The following is a 19,247-nucleotide window of genomic DNA, read 5'->3' as shown; positions in this document are numbered from 1 at the left end:
GATGGATTAAGCGGGCGTCAAGCTCGTCACGTGCCGGCCCGGATCGGGTTCGGCTGCGACGGCAGTCGCGTGGAGGCAAGGGCAGGATGGACAGGACCGATACCGGAGCGGCGGCGCGCGGCGCGATCGTCCGGACTCCCTCCACCAAAGCCCTGCGCGGCCTCGACGCCCTCAACTTCTTCCTCGCCGACGTGCGCGACGGGCTCGGGCCCTATCTGGCCATCTACCTGATCGCCGTCCGGGGGCCGGACCAGGGCTGGAACGAGGCCACCACCGGCCTGGTCATGACCATCGCGGGCATCCTCGGCCTCGTGGCGCAGACGCCCGCCGGCGCGTTGATCGACGCCACCAACCACAAGCGCGCCGTGGTGATCGGCGGCGCCATCGCGGTGACGGCGAGCTGCCTGATCCTGCCGTTCATCGCGAACTTCTATCTCGTCACCGCGACGCAATCGATCGCGGGCGTGGCCGGGACGATCTTCCCACCGGCGCTGGCCGCGATCACCCTCGGCGTGGTCGGCCCGAAACTGTTTGCCAAGCGGATCGGTCGCAACGAGGGCTTCAACCACGCCGGCAACGCGGTGTCCGCGGCCATCGCCGGCGGCCTGGCCTATTTCTTCGGGCCGATCGTGGTGTTCTGGCTTATGGGCGTGCTGGCCGCGCTCTCGATCGGCGCCATGCTGCTGGTCCCGGCGGATGCCATCGACGACGACCTCGCCCGGGGCATGACCGAGGCGGAGGCCAAGGCGGACGAGAAGCCCTCGGGCCTCGCGACGTTGCTGCAGAACAAGCCGTTGATGCTGTTCGCCGTGCTCTGCGCGATCTTCCACCTGTCCAACGCCGCGATGCTGACCTCGGTCGGGCAGCTCCTCACCCATCTCTCCGGCAAGGACCACGCGACCTCGCTGATCGCCCTGTGCATCGTCGCGGCGCAATGCGTGATGGTGCCGGTGGCGGTCTTCGTCGGCGCCCGGGCCGACATCATCGGGCGCAAGCCGATTTTCCTGGCGGCCTTCGCCGTGCTGGCCCTGCGCGGCGTGCTCTATACCCTCTCGGACAACCCGTTCTGGCTGGTGGGCGTCCAGCTCCTCGACGGGGTGGGAGCCGGCATCTACGGCGCCCTGTTCCCGATCGTCGTGGCCGACCTGACTCGGGGCGGCGGCCGCTTCAACGTCGCCCAGGGGGCCGTCGCCACGGCCCAGGGGGTCGGCGCCTCGGTCAGCGCCACCTTGGCCGGCCTGATCATCGTGTCGGCCGGGTATTCGACGGCGTTCCTGGCGCTGGCGGCGATCGCCGGGCTCGGCTTCATCCTCTACCTGACGCTGATGCCCGAGACCCGGGGCGGGGAAACTGCGACCGGCACCCCCGGTAGCGGCAGCAGCCTGCCCCCGGCCGTACCGGCCAGCGCCTGAGAAGCGGAGGGGAGCGCCCAATGTCCGACACCGCCGCCCACCGGCGCGACCCGCTCGTCTTTCTGCATGTCGGCGATCTGCACCTGCAGGATGCCGAAGCTCAGAATGCCCGCGACCTGAATGCGATCCTCGACCAGATCGCCACCCTGGCCCCGCACGGCCTCTTCGACTTCGTGTACCTGCCGGGCGATCTCGCCGAGAACGGCTACGCCGCGGAATACCAGATCCTGAAGGCCGCGCTGGACCGTCACCCGGACCTGCCGGTGCGCTTGATCCCCGGCGATCACGACCGCCAGCACGGCCGGATGGATGATTTCCATGCCTTCGCGGCGAGCCTGGGCGCCCGGCTGCCGGCGCCGATGGTCTGGGACTTGGAGCAGCCGCCCTCCGGCTGCCCGGAGACTTGGCCGATCCTGCCGATCCCGCATTACTGCGCCAGCGCCGATATCCAGGGCGTGCGCTGCCTGTTCGTCGACATGATCAGTCCCGGCTTCGGCCGAAAGGCGATCGGGCTCGATTTCCGGCTGGGGCGCCCGCAGACACAGTGGCTGAGCGCGCAGCTCACCGACGCCGCCGCGCAGAAAATCCCCTGCGCCGTGTTCATGCACGCCTATCCGGACGACCTGCGCGAGCCGGACGAGCGCCTCGATATCGGCGGCCTGTTCTGGGGGACCCGGGTCCGCCTCGTTGAGATGGGCCACACCCATTACAACGAGCTCGCCCCGGACGGCCGGACCCTCTACGCCGCCGCGCGCTCGGTCGGGCAGAACGAGGACGGCTCGGTCGGCTACGCGGTCGCGGCGATCGATGGCCCGGTGACAAGCTGGCGCTTCCGAGCCCTCGACCGGACCACGCCCTTTGTGCTGATCACCAGCCCGGCGGACCGGCGCGTCGCGACGCAGCCGATCACGCCCGCCAGCAGCGGCATGGAACTCGACGCAGAGGGGCGGATCAGTGTCCGGGCCGTCGTCCTGTCCGACGCGCCGCCGGACTACGTTCATTGCCGGGTCGATACCGGACCCTGGCTGCGGATGGAGCGGCGCCCGGATTCGCGCTGCTACGAGGCGGCCCTCGCCTGGGACGGCAGCGGACGCAGCATCCAGGTCGAGGCGGTGGACGGGCGCTGGCCCGGCCACGGCCCGGACTACGTCGATACCGACGTGATCGAGCCCGTGATGGCCGCCTCGGACAGCGCGGCGCCACCACCAATGCCGCAGAAACCGGGTAGCGACGCGGGCCGGATCCCGTCCTGGGTCGGCAAAGGCGTGCGCGGCGACCAGCTCGGGCCCAACCGCTACGGCCGCAAGTGGTGATCCTCACCACGACTCCGGGGGGAGATTGTAAGACGTGATCGCTGGACTGACCCTCACACCGAATTTGGCGACCTGGGGCATCGCTGCGCTCGCCACCCTGGGCGTCATCGTGCGCCCGTTCTCGTGGCCGGAGGCGATCTGGGCGGTGCTCGGCGCAGCCCTTCTGGTCGTGCTCGGCCTGCTGCCCTGGCAGGTCGCCCTCGACGGCGTCGCGAAGGGTACCGACGTCTATCTGTTCCTCGTCGGCATGATGCTGCTCGCCGAGATCGCTCGCAAGGAAGGGCTGTTCGACTGGCTCGCCGGCCTCGCGGTGCGTGCCGCCAAGGGCTCGCCGACCCGGCTGTTCCTGCTGATCTACATCGTCGGCACCGTCGTCACGGTGTTCCTGTCCAACGACGCCTGCGCGGTGGTGCTGACGCCCGCGGTCTACGCCGCCGCCAAGGCCGCAGACGCCGAGCCCCTGCCCTACCTGTTCATCTGCGCCTTCATCGCCAACGCGGCGAGCTTCGTGCTGCCGATCTCGAACCCCGCCAACCTGGTCGTGTTCGCCACCGACATGCCGCCCCTCGGCCAGTGGCTCGCCACCTTCGCGCTGCCGTCGGTCCTGGCGATCGTCGCGACCTACGCGGTGCTGCGACTGACGCAGAACGCCCGGCTCAAGGGACAGACCATCAAGACCGACGTCGAGACCGTGAGCCTCGGCCTCGGCGGCAAGGTCGCCGGGCTCGGCATCATCGCCACCGCGGGCGCGCTGATCGGGGCCTCGGCCGCCGGCATCGAGCTCGGCCTGCCGACCTTCGTGGCCGGCCTCGCCACGACCCTGCTGGTGGTGGCGTTGAACCGCGGCGGCCTGGTGGAGGTGGTCAAGGACGTATCCTGGGCGGTGCTTCCGCTGGTGGCCGGGCTGTTCGTGCTGGTCGAGGCGCTGGAGAAGACCGGAATCCTCACCCTGCTGGCCGATACCCTGAAAGGTTACGCACAGGGGGATCCCACCGCCACCGCCTGGGCCGGCGGCGCTCTGGTCGCGTTCGGCACCAATTTCGTGAACAATCTGCCCGCGGGCCTGCTGGCTGGCGCCGCGGTTCAGGCCGCGGACGTCTCGCACAAGGTCGCGGGGGCGATCCTGATCGGCGTCGATCTCGGGCCGAACCTTTCGGTGACCGGCTCGTTGGCCACGATCCTGTGGCTGACCGCGATCCGCCGCGAGGGTGAGGATGTGTCGGCCTGGCAGTTCCTCAAGCTCGGCCTGCTGGTGATGCCGCCGGCCCTCGTGCTCGCCCTCGGCGCCCTGCTGCTCGTCTGAGAGCCCGGTCTCCGGTTCCCAGGACGACGCCTTTGCAAACCGCCTCGCCCTTCCACGACCGGAGACCATGCCGTTGAACGCCGCCCTGCTCTATCCCTTCATCCTGGTCGCGGGTGCGCTCCAAGCGCTCGGCAACTCCATGAACGCGCGCCTGCGCGACGCGCTGGTCAATCCGTGGCTGGCCGCGACCTACTCGTTCATGCCGATCGTGATCGTGTTCACGATCCTGTTCTTCACCATGCCGACGCCGCTGCCGACGCTGCAGACCCTGGGCGCGATGCCCTGGTACGCGCCGCTTGGCGGCGTCGCCGGGGCGGTGGCGGTGTTCGGCGGCCTCGCCTTCGTCGACAAGGTCGGGGCCGGCCCGTTCAACGGCCTGACCATCACGGCCAACATCCTCACGTCGCTGGCACTGGACAGCCTCGGCCTGTTCGGCCTCAAGGCCGGGGGCTTTAAGGCGATGCCCTGGCTCGGCGGCCTGCTGATGGTGGTCGGGATCGTATTCATCGCCCGCGCCACCGGCCCGAAATCGGAGGACGAGAAGGCTGAAGGCAGCGAAGGCGGCCTGATGGCCCGGCTGCTCTACCCGTTCATCCTGGTCGCGGGCTCGCTTCAGGCGGTCGGCGTGGTGCTTAACGCGCAGCTGCGCGGCGCCCTTGTGAACCCCTGGCTCGCCGCCACCGTGTCGTTCATCCCGGTGGCGCTCGTCTTCCTGTTCGTGTTTCTGCTCCGCCCGACTCCGCTGCCGACCCGGGCGGACGTGGCCCGGGTGCCGTGGTGGGGCGCGCTGGGCGGCATCGCCGGGGCGGTGGCGGTGTTCGCCGGCCTGCTGTTCGTCGACAAGGTCGGCGCCGGTGCCTTCAACGGGCTCCTGATCACCGCGAACCTGTTCACCTCCATCGCCATCGACCATTTCGGCTGGCTCGGGATGAAGCGCGTCCGCGCCGGGATCGGCCGTCTGATCGGCGGCGTGCTGATGGCGGCCGGTATCGTGCTGATCTCGGTGTTCTGACCGACCGCAAGATCGCGCCGGCATCGTCGCCCTCTGACGATGCCGGCGCCGGGGGTTTGCGGGACCCGATACGTCTTTCGACGCGCCGGCTTGCCCTGTGCACACCGTCTACCGCTTAAGACCATCTGGGTGCCGCGTCGGAAGCCGGCCTCTTTAGAACCTTGCTAAAGATCAGCCCGACAGGCCCCCCATGCCGCCGCGTCACCTTCCCGTGCTCGACGGCTGGCGCGGCTGCGCGATCCTGCTGGTGCTCGTCGGCCATTTCGCGACGAGCCGCGGGATCAATCTCGGCCGTTTCGGGGTGGAGCTGTTCTTCGTGCTCAGCGGCCGGCTGATGGCGGAGATCCTGTTCGTGCGAGCCACGCCGCTGACGCGGTTTTTCGTCCGTCGGGCGTCCCGGATCTATCCGGCGCTGATCTGTTTCGTGCTGGCGATGAGCCTTCTCGTCCTCGCCACCGGCCATCATCGGCAGCTCTACGGCTGCCTCGCGGCCGTGACCCTGACCTACAACTACTATCACCTGTGGTTCGGTGAGGTCCCCAATGTCGACCACATCTGGTCGCTCTGCGTCGAGGAGCACAGCTACATCCTGCTGGGCGTCATCGCGCTCCTCTGGCACAGATTCGGCTTCCCGCTGCTCCCGGTCCTCGCGGCGCTGGCGGCCCTGGCCTGCGTGAACGGGCTGGTCTCGACGCTGATCGGCGGCACCTACACGGAAGTGTACTGGCGCAGCGATGTCCGGGGCGCGTCGATCCTGCTCGGGGCCGCCGCCTATCTGAAGTTCGGCCGCGACGACCCGACGGATGAGACGCCTTCCTGGAGGCCCGTCCTCCTGCTGCTCCTCGGCCTGATGCTGAACGTCGAGGCCGTCCCGGACCCGATCAAGTACAGCCTCGGCACCGCGCTGCTCGCCGTGGCGGTCGCGGCGATCCCGCGGGCGCCGGCCGCCGTGCGGGAGAACCTGGCCGCGACGCCGCTCCTGCTGTTCGGAGCCTGGTCCTACTCGATCTATCTCTGGCAACAGCCCTTTTATGTGCTGCACGAGAGGATGGGCGGACGGATCAGCAAGGCCCTCGTCGTGCCGGCCATCGCCATGGGCATCGCCAGCCTGTTCCTGATCGAGCGACCGATGCGCGGCTACCTCAACCGCCTGTTCGACCGCGCGGCGGGCCGGGGCGGCGAGGCGGTGAAGTCCTATGCGACCTCATGAGAACCGACGACGGATCCTGATGGATGGACAGTCGCGCGGCGGACAAACCCGTCGCACCGGGACGCGGTGCCGACGGCGGGCCGGGCGCGACGGGCGCTGAGCGGGCCGTCCATGCAGGCCCGGAACCGTGAAGGGCGCGTGCTCTCTCTGTGACCGACCCGCTTAGACAGCTGCCGCCATCTGCGGCACGGCGGCGGCGAGCATGGCAGGCGTGGGCTCCGGCGGAGCCTTGCGGGAGACGTAGTACAGATCGACCGCGCGCCAGAACGCGGTCTGTTCTTCCACCGACCGGCGAGCGAGCGCCGATTCGAGGATGGCCATGGCGGCCCGTGCGGGCTCGCTCCGCTCAAGCTCGTCGAGCAGTCCGGCGAGATGCAGCATGGGGGTCTACCTCCGAACGAACGACGACATGCAGAAACGCCCAAGCTTACGAAAAGGATCCCTTCGCCAGCGGATCGCCTGCACGAAACTTGCCTCGGACCGAGCGGGGTCTACGATCCCGGCCGGCGAGCCCGACTCGCGATCGCCTTTCAAACCGAAGGATCCCCGATGATCTCCTGCCGAAGCGGCGCGGCCCATGCCCTGCGCGGAGCGACCCTGGCGCTGGCGCTCGCCGGCACGCTCGGGGCGCCCCCGCTCCGCGCCCGCGAGATGACGGATGCCAGCAATGCGGCGGCCGTGAAGAAGCCGAACGTCGTGATCCTGGCCACCGGCGGCACGATCGCGGGGGCGGGCGCCGATGCGGCCAACAGCGCCACCTACACGGCCGCCAAGGTGCCGGTGGACAAGCTGATCGCGGCCGTCCCGCAGGTCAGCACCATCGCCAACGTGCGCGGCGAGCAAGTCTTCCAGATCGCCTCGGAGAGCTTCACCGACGCGCAACTGGTCCAGCTCGGCAAGCGGGTCTCCGCCCTCTTGAAGCAGGACGACGTCGACGGCGTGGTCATCACCCACGGCACTGACACCCTCGAAGAGACCTCGTTCTTCCTCGACCTCGTGGTGAAGAGCGACAAGCCGATCGTTGTCGTAGGCTCGATGCGGCCGGGCACGGCGATCTCCGCCGACGGCGCCCTCAACCTGCTCGACGCCGTGACGGTGGCGGCGAGCAAGGAGGCGATCGGCAAGGGCGTCACCGTGACGATGAACGACACGATCCAGTCGGGCCGCGATGTGAACAAGCGGACCAACGTGGTGCCCAGCGCCTTCTACAGCCAGTGGGGGCCGCTCGGCATGGTGATCGAGGGCAAGACCTACTTCGTCCGCTCCCTGGCGAAGCGTCACAACAGCAGTTCCGAGTTCGATATCGATACGATCGACAGCCTGCCGCTGGTCGGCATCGTCTACGGCTCGGGCAACATGATCCCCGGGGTCTACGATGCCGAGGTCCAGGCCGGCGCCAAGGCGATCGTCAATGCCGGCACGGGCAACGGCTCGGTGGCCGGCTACCTCGTGGACAAGCTCAAGGACATCCGCTCCAAGGGCACGATCGTGATCCGCTCCTCGCGGGTTCCGGACGGCCTGGTCCTGCGCAACGCCGAGCAGCCGGACGACAAATACGACTGGGTCGTCGCCCACGACCTCAACCCGGCCAAGGCCAAGATCCTGGCCGCCGTGGCGCTGACCAAGACCCAGGACACCAAGGAGCTGCAGCGGATTTTTTGGGAGTATTGAGCGGCTCTTCTATTAGGATGACTCTCACCCAGCCTCTTTGAAGATGCATGAGGCCTGAGACGGGCACCTCCCCCTCCCCCCTCTGCGGGGGAGGGAAAGCCGCGGTGCTTTCCGTGTATTCTGCCGACCCGATGTACGAATCCGCGAGCCTGCAAAGGGGGGGAGGAAGGGCGCGTGTCCATTCTCGTGGCGTTTCATCCGGCAGCGGGCGATCCGGGTCGGGATCGAAAAACCCGCCCTTCTGGAGCGCAAGCTTCGGCCCTCCATCGATCGCGACGGTCATACGCCGTCGCGCCCATCCCACGTCGGCGGCCGCGCTCGGCCGCCCTGCGCGGGGGCCGGGTTACAACATCTCGGCCACCGCCTAGATAGCCCGGTGCGACGCGGTCGCGGCCGGGATCGGTACCGGCCCGGCGATCCGTCGCCATCCTGGATGGAGGAACGAGCATGACCGAGCTTCATCCCGAGGTCGCGGCGGTCACCGAGCGCGTCGTCACGCGCTCCCGCGAGTCCCGGCGGACCTATCTCGACCTGATCGCCCGGGAGCGCGATTCGGGCGTGCACCGGCCGACGCTCGCCTGCGGCAACCTCGCCCACGGCTTCGCCGCCTCCGGCGAGGACAAGCCGGCGCTCTGCGACGGCCGGACGGTGATGAACATCGGCATCGTCACCGCCTACAACGACATGCTGTCGGCTCATCAGCCCTACGGGCGCTATCCCGACCAGATCAAGGTCTTCGCCCGCGAGCGCGGCGCCACCGCCCAGGTGGCGGGCGGCACCCCGGCGATGTGCGACGGCGTCACGCAAGGGCAGCGCGGCATGGAGCTGTCGCTGTTCTCCCGGGACACGATCGCGCTCTCCACCGCGGTCGGCCTGAGCCACGGCATGTTCGACGGCGCCGCGCTACTCGGCATCTGCGACAAGATCGTGCCGGGCCTGCTGATCGGGGCGCTGCGCTTCGGCCACCTGCCGACGATCCTGATCCCGGCCGGGCCGATGCCCTCGGGGCTCGCCAACAAGGAGAAGCAGCGGATCCGCCAGCTCTACGCCGAGGGCAAGGTCGGCCGCGCGGAACTGCTCGAATCCGAGTCCGCCTCCTATCACGGGGCCGGCACCTGCACGTTCTACGGCACCGCCAACTCGAACCAGATGATGATGGACATGATGGGCCTGCACATGCCGGGCGCCTCGTTCATCAACCCCGGCACCAAGCTGCGCCAGGCCGTGACCCGGGCGGCGATCCACCGGCTCACCGAGATCGGCGCCGCCGGCAACGATTACCGGCCGCTCGGCCTGTGCGTGGACGAGAAGGCGATCGTGAACGCGGCGGTCGGGCTGCTGGCCACCGGTGGCTCGACCAACCACGCGATCCACCTGCCGGCCATCGCCCGCGCCGCCGGCATCGTGATCGACTGGGAGGATATCGACCGGCTGTCCAATACCGTGCCGCTGATCGCCCGGGTCTACCCGAACGGCGCGGGCGACGTGAACCACTTCCACGCCGCCGGTGGGATGAGCTTCGTCATGGCGGCGCTGCTCGATGCCGGGCTGCTCCACGACGACATCCTCACGGTGGCCGGCCAGTCGCTGCGCGATCACGCGCGCGACCCGAAGCTCGACGGCGACACGCTCGCCTTCGCGGACGCGGTGCCGGAAAGCCTGGACGACACCATGATCCGCCGGCCCGACAACCCGTTCCAGCCCGATGGCGGCATGCGGCTGGTGTCGGGCAATCTCGGCCGGGCGACGTTCAAGACCAGCGCCGTGGAGGAGAGCCGCCGGACCATCGAGGCTCCGGCCCGGGTGTTCTCCGACCAGGACGACGTGCTCAAGGCCTTCAAGGCCGGCGAGCTAGAGCGTGACGTGGTCGTGGTGGTGCGGTTCCAGGGGCCGCGGGCCAACGGCATGCCAGAACTGCACAAGCTGACGCCCCCGCTCGGGGTGCTGCAGGACCGCGGCCACAAGGTCGCCCTGGTCACGGATGGGCGCATGTCCGGCGCCTCCGGCAAGGTGCCGGCCGCCATCCACCTGAGCCCGGAAGCGCTCGGCGGTGGTGCCATCGGGCGGATTCGCGACGGTGACATCGTCCGCCTCAGCGCCGCCGAGGGGTTGCTGGAGGTCCTCGTCGACGCCGCCGAACTGGACGCCCGCGAGGCAGCGGTCCAGCCGGTTCCGGAAACGGGAACCGGGCGTGAGCTGTTCGCTCTCATGCGCCAAGGGGCCGACACCGCGGAGCGGGGCGCCTCAGCCATGCTCGCCGCGGCCGGCCTGTGAACGTCGAACGGGAGAAGCCGATCATGAACGATCTGACCAGCATCGACGCGCTGATGCGCTCCGTGCCCGTCATCCCGGTCTTAGTGATCGAGGATGTCGCCCAGGCTCGGCCGATCGCCGAGGCTCTCGTGGCGGGCGGGCTCACCGCCCTGGAGGTCACCCTGCGCACCCCGGCAGCGCTGGATGTGATCCGCGAGATGACCCAGGTCGAGGGTGCGGTGGTCGGGGCCGGCACGGTCCTGAACCCCGTCGATCTCGAGAACGCCCTGGCGGCGGGCGCCGAGTTCATCGTCTCGCCGGGGCTCACGGAGCCGCTGACCGACGCCGCCAAGGCCAACGGCGTCCCCTACCTGCCGGGTGTCGCCACGGCGGCCGACATCATGCGCGGTCTCGATTACGGGCTCGACCGGTTCAAGTTCTTCCCGGCCGAGGCCGCGGGCGGGATCAAGGCCCTGAAGGCGATGACCGCGGTGTTCGGCCAGATGAGGTTCTGCCCGACAGGTGGGATTACCGAGGCGACCGCTCCGGATTGGCTCGCCATCCCGTCGGTGCTCTGCGTCGGCGGCAGCTGGGTGGTGAAGCCCGGCCCGCTCGACCGGGACGCCATCAAGCGCGCGGCCCGGAATGCCGCCAACCTGCGCAAGGCCGCCTGAACAGGGCGCCCAACAAGAACGCCCGCCGCGGCTGAGCCGGGCGGGCGTTCCATCATCCAAAAACTTGCGTGGTGACGATCAGCAGTCGTCGCCGCCCTTGCCAGCCTGCGCGGCGGTCGGCTTGCCCTGCGACTGGGCCTGCACGTCCGACGGCGACGTCGCGGTGCCAGCATTGGTCATGGCACCGACGGTCCCGGGGGATTCGGCCTTGGCGCCCGGGGTGGTCGGGGTCTTCACGCTCGGATCGACGGTCGAGGCCTTGCTGGCTTCCTTGTCGCGCGTCACGGTCGTCCCGGTCGCGCACGGCGCCGCGAAGGCGGCGGTCGACATCAGGATGAGAGCGCCGGCGCCCGCAAGGGTCTTGATCTTGGTCATGCGTTCCTCCGATTTATTCAGCGCATGACAAACGGACCCCGCAGTCTCAGGTTCCTTAATATTTCCAACTCGCAACTTCTGCGGGGCATTTTCCCCGGGCCGTCGTGACGAAGTCCACTTATTCCGCCGGTTGCGGCGCGCGGCGTTCCCGCGGGGTGAAGACGCTGCCCTGGGGCTCAAGGACGATCCGCCGGTCGTGGAACGCGTCCAGCGTCGAGCGGTGGCCGATGGAGACGATGGTGGTGTCGGGCAGCCGCTCGCGCAGCATCGCGTAGATTTTCGCTTCGGAGGGCTCGTCCAGGGAGGCGGTGGATTCGTCGAGGAACAGCCAGGCGGGCTTGGCTAGGATCGCCCGGGCGATGGCGAGGCGCTGCTGCTCGCCCCCCGAGAGGCGCCGCTCCCAGGTGTCGGTCTCGTCCAAGCGGTCGATGAGATGCGGCAGCTGCGCCGCCGTCAACGCATCGCGGATCGCGGCATCCGAGAACTGGTCAGTGGTGTTCGGGTAGACCACGGCGCCCCGCAGGGTCCCCTGCGGAATGTAGGGCCGCTGCGGCAGGAGCAGCGTCGATTGGCCGGCCGGCACGTCGACCCGGCCCTTGCCGAACGGCCAGATCCCGGCGATCGCCCGGAACAGCGTCGACTTGCCGGACCCCGAGGGGCCGGTGACCAGAGTCGCGCCGCCGCGGGCCAGGGTCAGCTCCGGCGCCGACACGATCTCGCGGCCATCCGGCAGGGCGAGAACCAGCCCGCGCGCGGTGACGCCGTTGGCGGTCTCGTTGCCCTGGACCAGCCCGTAGCCCGCCGATTCCAGCGCCTCGGCCTTGCTCATCGCCCGGCGGAAGGACCCGAGACGGATGGTGTTCGCCTTGTAGGAGGCGAGCGTGGTGTAGGAATCCACGAAGAACGACAGGGAACTCTGCACCTGTCCGAACGCCTGCGAGGTCTGCTGGAGCGCCCCCAGGGTGATCTTCTTGGCGAAGAAGGACGGGGCGGCGAGGACCATCGGGAAGATCACGCTCGCCTGCCGGTAGCTGAACGTGAAGGCGATCAGCTTGATGCGGCGGAAGATGATGCCGACGTAATTGTCGATGATCATGTGGAACAGCGAGCCGAGACGCGTGGCCTCGGCGCGCTCGCCGCGCAGCAGCGCGATCTGCTCCGAGTAGATCCGGTTGCGGGCCAGCGAGAAGCGGAAATCGGCCTCGACCTGCTCCTGCCGGAAGTTCAGCCCGATCAGGGGCCGGCCGATCAGGTGGGTGAGCCAGGTGCCGACCACCGCGTAGGCGATCACCAGCCAGACCAGGAAGCCCGGGATCACCGTGTCGGTGAACGGCACGACGAAGTCGCGCGACAGCGTCCACAGGATCACGATGAACGAGACGAGCTGCGCCGCCTGGCTGAGGAGCCGGATCGACAGGCTCGCGGTCTGCTGGATGAACAGGTTGACGTCGGCCTGGATACGCTGGTCCGGGTTGTCCGCCTCCTCGTCGGTGAACGGGATCCGGTAATGGGTGCCCTTGCCGAGCCAGCGCTCGTACAGGCTGTGGGTCAGCCAGGTGCGCCAGCGGATGTGCAGCGAGGAATCGACGAACAGGTCGAACATGCCGATGGCGATGTTGAGCGTCGCCAGCGGGACGAAGATCCAGAGCAGCTGGTACCAGAACGCCGCCGCGTCGTATTCCTGCAGCGAATTGTAGATGTCGCGGTAGAAGAAGTTGAACCGCAGGGTCAGCGCCACGTCGGCGAAGTTCACGAAGATCGACAGGGCGACGAGGTTGCGCCCGATCCGGCCCTCGGTGCTGCCGAACCAGCGGAACAGGCCGATCTCCTTGGTCGGCTTGTCGCGGTTGGCGAAATACGGGTCGGCGATGTCGGTGATCGCGCGGATCGGCTCGAGATGCGAGACGCCGAGCACGATGGCGCCGAACACCACCGCGCCGGTGGCCGCGAAGTCGGGCGGCAGCAGCGCCGCCACCACCGGGGGCAGCAGGCCCATGGCGGCCACGGTCTTCATGCCGGCGAGCAGTAAGTAGCCGAACCCGTAGACCGAGACGAACACCTTCAGGTAGGCGGAGATGCCGTTCGCGGCGAGCAGGATGCCGGCCATCACGAAGCCGGCCAGCGAGACGTAGAGCGGCGGGCTGGGGATCCCCGGGAGCGCCAGCAGGATCAGCGCGGCCAAGGCCGTGAGCACGGCCTGGATCCCGAGCCCGGTCCTGAGTGAAGCCACGCGTGTCTCCCGCCTAACGTGAGCGCCCCTTTGGGAACGCAACCCGGCGGCCTTGGCCCTGGGTCGTGGCGACAACGTGGCACTTCGCGTGCGCTGTCACGTGAAAGTTTCGTCAGGATCTGGCGGTCGCGACGTCACGCCGCTTCCCGCGCTACCAGTTCCACTCCTCGAAGCCAGGCTCGCGACAGCGATAGCCGATCGGGCATTGCGGATTGTCGCGGGTGGGGACGAAGCGCAGTTCCGCGATCTCGGAGCCGTTGCACTGGTCGGGGCCGCTGACGAAGCGCTCCGAATTCGTCCCACCGGCGATCACAACGTCGCCCTCGTTCTTGATGAGCGCCATCGCCTCCGCGCAGGTCATTCGCGTTGTCCCGGCGGGACGCGGCGGCCGCGATTGCTGGGCGAGCGCGCCCGCCCCGATCGCGCCAGCGACCAAGTGAATGCACAGCCAGGCGAGGACCAGCGGCCTCATCAAGAGTGGGTTCCAGAACGCACGCACCCGAGAAGAAAGTCCTCGGGTCTCGCGCCATCCTGCACGGCTGAGGGGCCCGCGACTGTCACCGGAATGCGCCACCATGCGGCTTTCGCCGTTGGACCGCCGCAATCACCGGATTATGGGATTCCCGGACCACGGAGAGCGCTCGTCACTTCGGGACCGCGGATGCCCCAGGGGCAGCCCCGGCACGAGCCTCCCGGTCGGCCCTCCGGCACGCGCCTCCGGCGCCCAGCGTGCCGGCCGACGTGCGCTGGAGCCCAGGGACCCGCAGATGTCCGCCCTCTCGATCCTCGATGTTTCGGCCGTGCGCGCCGCCCCGGTGGCCCGCGAGCCCTACCCGTACACCCTCGGCACCAACGTCCTGAACCCGGACGCGATCGACGCGATCCGGCGCGACTTTCCGGACATCGCCAAGCCCGGCTACCTGACGGTGGACGAGGTCGCACTCAAGGGCCGGTTCAAGGCGCTGATCGACGAGCTGGAGAGCGACGCCTTCTCGGAGATCCTCGGCGAAAAGTTCGGCATCGACCTCGTCTCCTGCCCGCGGCTCACCACGATCATGCGGAAGAGCCAGCTGAAATACGGCTCGATCCACACCGACGGCCCGTCGAAGGTGCTGACGCTGCTCGTCTACATGAACGACGCCTGGGATGCCCCGGCGGCCGGCCGCCTGCGGGTCCTTTATGATGGCCGCAACTACGCGCCGTTCGCGGTCGAGGTGCCCCCGACCATGGGGACGATGTTCGCCTTCCTGCGGGCCGACAATTCCTGGCACGGCCACGAGCCGTTCGAGGGCGAGCGCCGGGTCGTCCAGGTCGCCTGGCTCAAGGACGCGACGGAACTGGAGCGAAAGCGCAAGCGCAACCGCACGGCGCAGTTCCTGAAGGGGATCTTCGGGCGCTGAGCACGGCGGCAGTTCCCCAGAGTCTCTTGTTGGGGCATGCTTTTCACCCACAGGCCGGTGACCGAATCGGCACCGGATGCCTGGACCAGGGGGATCGAATGGGCGCGGTCGTGCTGGCCGATCCGGGTGAGGAGACCCGAACCGGTTCCAAGCGCCGCCTCATCGTGCCGGCCCTCCTCGTGCTCGGCTGGGTGGGGCTGTTCGCCTACAGCGCGGTCTACCTGACCGAGGACCTGCCGTTCCGCTCCCCGCCCGCCGCGACCCGGCCGGCGCCGAAGCCCCCCGGCCGCCGGGTCGTGATGCTCGACATGCCGGAGGAGGCCATCCCGGACGTGCAGCGCCCCGACGCTGCGTTGCAGGCCGCGACGCAGGCGGCCCCGAGCCAGGCACCGCCGAGCACGCGGGCGGCCGCCTCCGCCCCGATGGTGGCCGCATCCGCCAAGCCGCAGACCTTGGGCAGCGCCGAGTTCGTCGGGATCTGGGGCCCGACCGCCGAGGCCTGCGGCGCCCGCTCCCGCCGCCGGGGCTTCATCCCGGCCACGATCACGCAGGAGCGCGCCCGGGCCGGAAGGACGATCTGCACGTTCCACGACAGCCGGCGGGTCGGCAACGCCTGGGTGATGGGCGCCGAATGCAGCGACCGCGGCCGGCACTGGTCCTCCCAGGTCCGCCTCATGGTCGCCGGCGACCGCCTCACCTGGTCGAGCGCGCGCGGCACCGCGGCCTATGTCCGCTGTGGCCGGCGCGGGGGGTGAGGAGCACTCTACGGCAACAGTTTCCGGTTGGGCTTCTCGGCCGATAATGCCCACTCCGTCATTGCGAGCGCAGCGAAGCAACCCAGGGCAGCGCGCGATCTGAAACCGTGCCGTTTCACGAGGTTGCTTCGCTCCGCTCGCAAGGACGGTGAGAACTTCGCCATGCCCGTTCACCGGAGCGTCCGTTTCGGGTCCGGTCATCCTCGATACGTCAGGCGATCCCGCTCACCCGCCCCCCGGCGGCGGCGTTCAAAACAATCCGTGCGGCGGCCTGGCTCGGCGTGTCGTCGCCGGAGAGCCGCATCGTCCCGTCGATGCGGGAGAGCGCATCGCTCTGCGCGTCCCGCTCCGCCCCGCCGACCAGCAGGGGCAGCAGCGCCCGGGTGAGACGCTCGGGGGTGCACGCGGCCTGGACGAATTCCGGCATGGCGTTGTCGGCCAGGATCAGGTTCGGAAGCACGATGCTTGGGACCTGGATCAGGCGCCGGGCGATGAACTCTTCCGCCCGCGAGACCTTGTAGGCCACAACCATCGGGACGCCGGCCAGAGCCAGCTCCAGCGTGACCGTGCCGGAGGCCGCGAGCGCCGCCCGGGCGCCCCGGAAGGCGGCGTATTTCGACTCCCCGCCGGTGAGAACCCGCACCGGCACGGGCCAATCCAGGGCCAGTCGTTCGATCAACGCCCGGTGGCGGGTCACCGCGGGCAGCACCGCCTCGACCTCCAGGATGCGGGAGACCTGCTCCAGCACCCGCCCGAACACCGGCATCAGCCGGTCGATCTCGGCCCGGCGCGAGCCCGGCAGGATCACCAGGCTATAGGGCACCGCCTCCCGCCGCCGGATCTCGGCGCCGGAGGGGCGCAATTCCGAAAAGCGCTCGATCAGCGGATGGCCGACATAGGTGCAGGGCGGGCCGCCGAGCCGCCGATGCGCCTCCGGCTCGAACGGCAGCAGCGCCATCACATGGTCGATGAAGCCGCGCATGCCCTTGGCCCGCCACGGTCGCCAGGCCCAGACGCTCGGCGACACGTAGTCGACGATCGGGATGCCGGGGGCTGCCTTCCGGACCCGCTGGGCCACGGCGTGGGTGAAGCCCGGGCTGTCGATGATCACCAGCACGTCGGGCCGGGCGCGCACCACGGCGCTCGCCGTCTCGCGGATCCGGCGCAGCAGGGTCCGGGCGCGGGCCAGCACCGGCAGGTAGCCCATGACGGCGACGTCATCGAGGGGGAACAGGGAGACGAACCCCTCCTCGGCCATGGCCTCGCCGCCGACCCCGCCGAACACGGTCCCGGGCGCGGTCGCGCGCAGGGCCCGCATCAGCTTGGCCCCGAGCTGGTCGCCCGAATCCTCGCCGGCCACCAGCCAGATGTTTTTGGATGGGGGCACGGAGCCGGCGCTCACGGCTCGGCTCCGTAGCCGACCAGGAACAGCCCCAGGCGGTCGGCCTCTGCGGCAGTGGCCACGCGGTCGATCACCAGGGTGCCGCCGGCCTCCAGCGCCAGGCCGACACAGCCGGCGGCGGCGGCGTTGCGCACCGTCCGGGGGCCGATGGCCGGCAGGTCGATGCGCAGGTCCTGGCCGACCTTCGGCGCCTTCACCAGCACGGTCGCGGGCAGCGCCCGCCCCCGCCCGAACGGCTTGCGCCCGAGCGCCCGGGCGCGGGCGAGCATGCGGTCGGTCCCCTCCGGCCCCTCGACCGCGATCACCCGCTCGCCCGAGACCGCCGCGGCCTGACCGAGATCGTAGGGCGCGAGCGCGTCGAGCACCCCGCGCCCGGTGCGGATCGATATCTCGGCATCGCCATCGGGCCCCGTGCGCCCGAGGCGGCCCTTCGGGCAGAGGAGATCGGGGGCGGCCTCGTGGACGCCCAGTACCCGATGGCCCTCCTCCTCGACCAGCGCCAGGGCGGCGCGCAGCAGCCGGTCGTCACCGCCACCGGCGATCGCCCGCAGGGTCTCGCGGTTGCGCAAAGCCGCGCCGGCATTGAGCAAGGCGGCCGGGCTCGGCCGGGAGACCCCGCCCGCCGGCACCATCACGGCCGGCCCCCAGCGTCGCAGCAGCTTGAGGATCGCCGCGAGGTCGAGGAGATCGACGGTGGCGTCGGCCCGGGCGCGCAGGGACCGGTCGGTGAAGCCGCGGAGCGCAATCAGCCGGAACGGCCTTTGCGTCCGGGTCAGCGACTCGGCGACGAGCTCCGGCAACCGGCCGGCGCCGGCGATCAGGACGAGCGTGCCCTCGGGCAGCGGAGCGGCCTCGGCCATGCGGGGAGGCTCAGGCCGCCCCGATCGGAACCGGAAGCTCGCGCGGCGTGCAGATCGAGCGCTTGCCGCCGGCGCGGATGAAGGCAAGGATCTCGGACACGGCGGTGTGGGACTCGAAGGTCGCGGCCACGTCCTCGACCCGCTCCATCAGCGTGCCCTCGGGGGCGAACAGCAGCCGGTAGGCCCGCCGGAGGGCGTGGATGTCCTCGCGGGCGAAGCCCCGGCGCTGCAGGCCGATGATGTTGAGCCCCGATAGGTAGGCGCGGTTGCCGAGCACCATGCCGTACGGGATGCAGTCGTTCTCCAAGCCCGAGAGGCCGCCCACGAAGGCATGCGCGCCGACGCGCGCGAACTGGATCACGGCGGCGCCGCCGCCCAGGATCGCATAATCGCCGACGCTGCAATGGCCGGCCAGCATCACGTTGTTCGAGAAGATGACGTGGTCGCCGACCCGGCAATCGTGGCCGACATGGGAGTTCGCCAGGAAGGTGCAGTGATCGCCGATCGCGGTCTCGAGGCCGCCCCCGCTGGTGCCGGGGTTCATGGTCACGCCCTCGCGGATCAGGCAATCGGCCCCGATCGTCAGCGTCGAGGCCTCGCCCTTGTATTTCAGATCCTGCGGCTGATGGCCGATGGAGGCGAAGGGAAAGATCCGGGTGCGGGGGCCGATCGTGGTGCGGCCGGCCAGCACCACGTGGCTGAGGAGCTCGCAGCTGTCACCGAGCACGACCTCGGGCCCGACATGGCAGAACGGGCCGATCCGCGTCCCGTCGCCGATCACGGCGCCGGATTCGATCACGGCGCTCGGGTGGATGAGGGCGTCGCTCACTCCGTCACCAGCATGGCGCCGATCTCGGCCTCCGCGACCAGCACGCCGTCGACGCGGGCCTCGCCGCGGAACCACCACATGGTCCGGCGCTGGTTCATCTTCTTCATGTGGAAGCGCACTTGGTCGCCGGGCGTGACCGGCTTACGGAACTTGCACTTGTCGATGGTCATGAAGAACACCTGCTTGGTGCGCAGCTCGTCCGTCCGGATATGGCGGCAGCAGATCGCGCCGGCGGTCTGGGCCATGCCCTCGATCAGCAGCACCCCGGGGAAGACCGGCAACCCGGGGAAATGCCCCATGAATTGCGGCTCGTTGGCGGTGACGTTCTTGATCCCGACGCAGGATTCGTCGCGGTCGATCTCGACGATGCGGTCGATCATCAGGAACGGGTAGCGGTGCGGCAGCAGCTCCAGCAGCGTCTGGATATCGGCTGTGCCCAGCTCCTCGTTGGTGTCGCGCGCCGCCTCGCTCATCGAATCCCGTACCTTGCCTCACCGCCATCGGGCGGACCGATATCCGCCCCCCATGACGGGCGGACGCCCTCTTCG

Annotated in this window: 18 protein-coding genes; 10 read left to right on the top strand and 8 right to left on the bottom strand. The window is 69.6% G+C overall.

Annotated features, from left to right (window positions below; all coding sequences use genetic code 11):
- The first annotated feature begins 86 nt into the window (after nucleotides 1-86).
- The 5 genes from MKK65_RS30000 (at nucleotide 87) to MKK65_RS29980 (ending at nucleotide 6,250) form a co-directional block, all read left to right on the top strand.
- On the top strand, nucleotides 87-1,412 hold the full coding sequence (locus tag MKK65_RS30000; protein ID WP_243961838.1) for an MFS transporter: 1,326 nt from the start codon (nucleotides 87-89) through the stop codon (nucleotides 1,410-1,412).
- 20 nt (nucleotides 1,413-1,432) lie between these two features.
- Entirely contained in the window at nucleotides 1,433-2,725 is a 1,293-nt protein-coding gene (locus MKK65_RS29995; protein ID WP_243961836.1) for a metallophosphoesterase family protein, read from the top strand.
- Between the two features lie 37 nt (nucleotides 2,726-2,762).
- Nucleotides 2,763-4,028, top strand: a complete 1,266-nt coding sequence (locus tag MKK65_RS29990) for an arsenic transporter (protein WP_058194810.1) — start codon at nucleotides 2,763-2,765, stop codon at nucleotides 4,026-4,028.
- A 73-nt stretch (nucleotides 4,029-4,101) separates the two neighbouring features.
- On the top strand, nucleotides 4,102-5,040 hold the full coding sequence (locus MKK65_RS29985; protein WP_243962054.1) for a DMT family transporter: 939 nt from the start codon (nucleotides 4,102-4,104) through the stop codon (nucleotides 5,038-5,040).
- 190 nt (nucleotides 5,041-5,230) lie between these two features.
- Complete coding sequence (locus tag MKK65_RS29980; protein WP_243961835.1) at nucleotides 5,231-6,250, top strand: acyltransferase family protein; 1,020 nt, start codon at nucleotides 5,231-5,233, stop codon at nucleotides 6,248-6,250.
- A gap of 162 nt (nucleotides 6,251-6,412) precedes the next feature.
- Here the strand turns inward: MKK65_RS29980 and MKK65_RS29975 are convergent, their stop codons facing one another.
- Nucleotides 6,413-6,631, bottom strand: coding sequence for a hypothetical protein (locus tag MKK65_RS29975; protein ID WP_058194691.1), 219 nt, complete (start codon nucleotides 6,629-6,631; stop codon nucleotides 6,413-6,415).
- A 168-nt stretch (nucleotides 6,632-6,799) separates the two neighbouring features.
- Between MKK65_RS29975 and MKK65_RS29970 the strand changes: the two genes are divergently transcribed.
- From MKK65_RS29970 to eda, 3 genes are all read left to right on the top strand, one after another.
- A complete protein-coding gene (locus MKK65_RS29970; protein WP_243961834.1) occupies nucleotides 6,800-7,921 on the top strand; it encodes a type II asparaginase in 1,122 nt (373 codons plus the stop codon).
- A gap of 447 nt (nucleotides 7,922-8,368) precedes the next feature.
- The gene (edd, locus tag MKK65_RS29965) at nucleotides 8,369-10,195 is read left to right on the top strand and encodes a phosphogluconate dehydratase (RefSeq protein WP_243961833.1); all 1,827 of its coding nucleotides are present in this window, start codon (nucleotides 8,369-8,371) and stop codon (nucleotides 10,193-10,195) included.
- Nucleotides 10,196-10,218: 23 nt separating this feature from the next.
- Entirely contained in the window at nucleotides 10,219-10,848 is a 630-nt protein-coding gene (eda, locus tag MKK65_RS29960) for a bifunctional 4-hydroxy-2-oxoglutarate aldolase/2-dehydro-3-deoxy-phosphogluconate aldolase (RefSeq protein WP_243961832.1), read from the top strand.
- A 78-nt stretch (nucleotides 10,849-10,926) separates the two neighbouring features.
- Here eda and MKK65_RS29955 read toward each other — a convergent pair whose 3' ends face one another.
- From MKK65_RS29955 to MKK65_RS29945, 3 genes are all read right to left on the bottom strand, one after another.
- Nucleotides 10,927-11,223, bottom strand: a complete 297-nt coding sequence (locus MKK65_RS29955; protein ID WP_058194694.1) for a hypothetical protein — start codon at nucleotides 11,221-11,223, stop codon at nucleotides 10,927-10,929.
- Nucleotides 11,224-11,341: 118 nt separating this feature from the next.
- Nucleotides 11,342-13,453 carry an ABC transporter ATP-binding protein/permease gene (locus tag MKK65_RS29950; protein ID WP_058194695.1) on the bottom strand — a complete coding sequence of 704 codons (2,112 nt, stop codon included), beginning with the start codon at nucleotides 13,451-13,453 and terminating at the stop codon, nucleotides 11,342-11,344.
- A 151-nt stretch (nucleotides 13,454-13,604) separates the two neighbouring features.
- The gene (locus tag MKK65_RS29945) at nucleotides 13,605-13,925 is read right to left on the bottom strand and encodes a hypothetical protein (protein WP_243961831.1); all 321 of its coding nucleotides are present in this window, start codon (nucleotides 13,923-13,925) and stop codon (nucleotides 13,605-13,607) included.
- Between the two features lie 295 nt (nucleotides 13,926-14,220).
- Here MKK65_RS29945 and MKK65_RS29940 point away from each other — a divergent pair, with 295 nt between their 5' ends.
- Together MKK65_RS29940 and MKK65_RS29935 are read left to right on the top strand one after the other, a co-directional pair.
- A complete protein-coding gene (locus MKK65_RS29940; protein WP_007561106.1) occupies nucleotides 14,221-14,853 on the top strand; it encodes a 2OG-Fe(II) oxygenase in 633 nt (210 codons plus the stop codon).
- A gap of 98 nt (nucleotides 14,854-14,951) precedes the next feature.
- The gene (locus MKK65_RS29935; protein ID WP_243961830.1) at nucleotides 14,952-15,608 is read left to right on the top strand and encodes a peptidase inhibitor family I36 protein; all 657 of its coding nucleotides are present in this window, start codon (nucleotides 14,952-14,954) and stop codon (nucleotides 15,606-15,608) included.
- A 211-nt stretch (nucleotides 15,609-15,819) separates the two neighbouring features.
- Here MKK65_RS29935 and lpxB read toward each other — a convergent pair whose 3' ends face one another.
- The 4 genes from lpxB to fabZ are packed head-to-tail and all read right to left on the bottom strand — an operon-like array spanning nucleotide 15,820 to nucleotide 19,172.
- Complete coding sequence (lpxB, locus tag MKK65_RS29930) at nucleotides 15,820-17,010, bottom strand: lipid-A-disaccharide synthase (protein WP_313902073.1); 1,191 nt, start codon at nucleotides 17,008-17,010, stop codon at nucleotides 15,820-15,822.
- Nucleotides 17,007-17,870: an LpxI family protein gene (locus MKK65_RS29925; protein ID WP_243961829.1), complete on the bottom strand. Its 864-nt coding sequence runs from the start codon at nucleotides 17,868-17,870 to the stop codon at nucleotides 17,007-17,009. The genes lpxB and MKK65_RS29925 overlap by 4 nt, the downstream gene beginning before the upstream one ends.
- A 10-nt stretch (nucleotides 17,871-17,880) precedes the next feature.
- Nucleotides 17,881-18,699 carry an acyl-ACP--UDP-N-acetylglucosamine O-acyltransferase gene (gene lpxA, locus MKK65_RS29920; protein ID WP_058194699.1) on the bottom strand — a complete coding sequence of 273 codons (819 nt, stop codon included), beginning with the start codon at nucleotides 18,697-18,699 and terminating at the stop codon, nucleotides 17,881-17,883.
- The gene (gene fabZ, locus MKK65_RS29915; protein ID WP_058194700.1) at nucleotides 18,696-19,172 is read right to left on the bottom strand and encodes a 3-hydroxyacyl-ACP dehydratase FabZ; all 477 of its coding nucleotides are present in this window, start codon (nucleotides 19,170-19,172) and stop codon (nucleotides 18,696-18,698) included. Before fabZ ends, lpxA begins: the two co-directional genes overlap by 4 nt.
- Nucleotides 19,173-19,247 lie beyond the last annotated feature (75 nt).

Origin of the sequence: Methylobacterium sp. J-001 (genome assembly GCF_022829565.1) — a bacterium.
Lineage (GTDB): Bacteria > Pseudomonadota > Alphaproteobacteria > Rhizobiales > Beijerinckiaceae > Methylobacterium.
The sequence above is the reverse complement of the archived record's forward strand: the minus strand, read 5'-3'. Positions and strand labels throughout refer to the sequence as shown.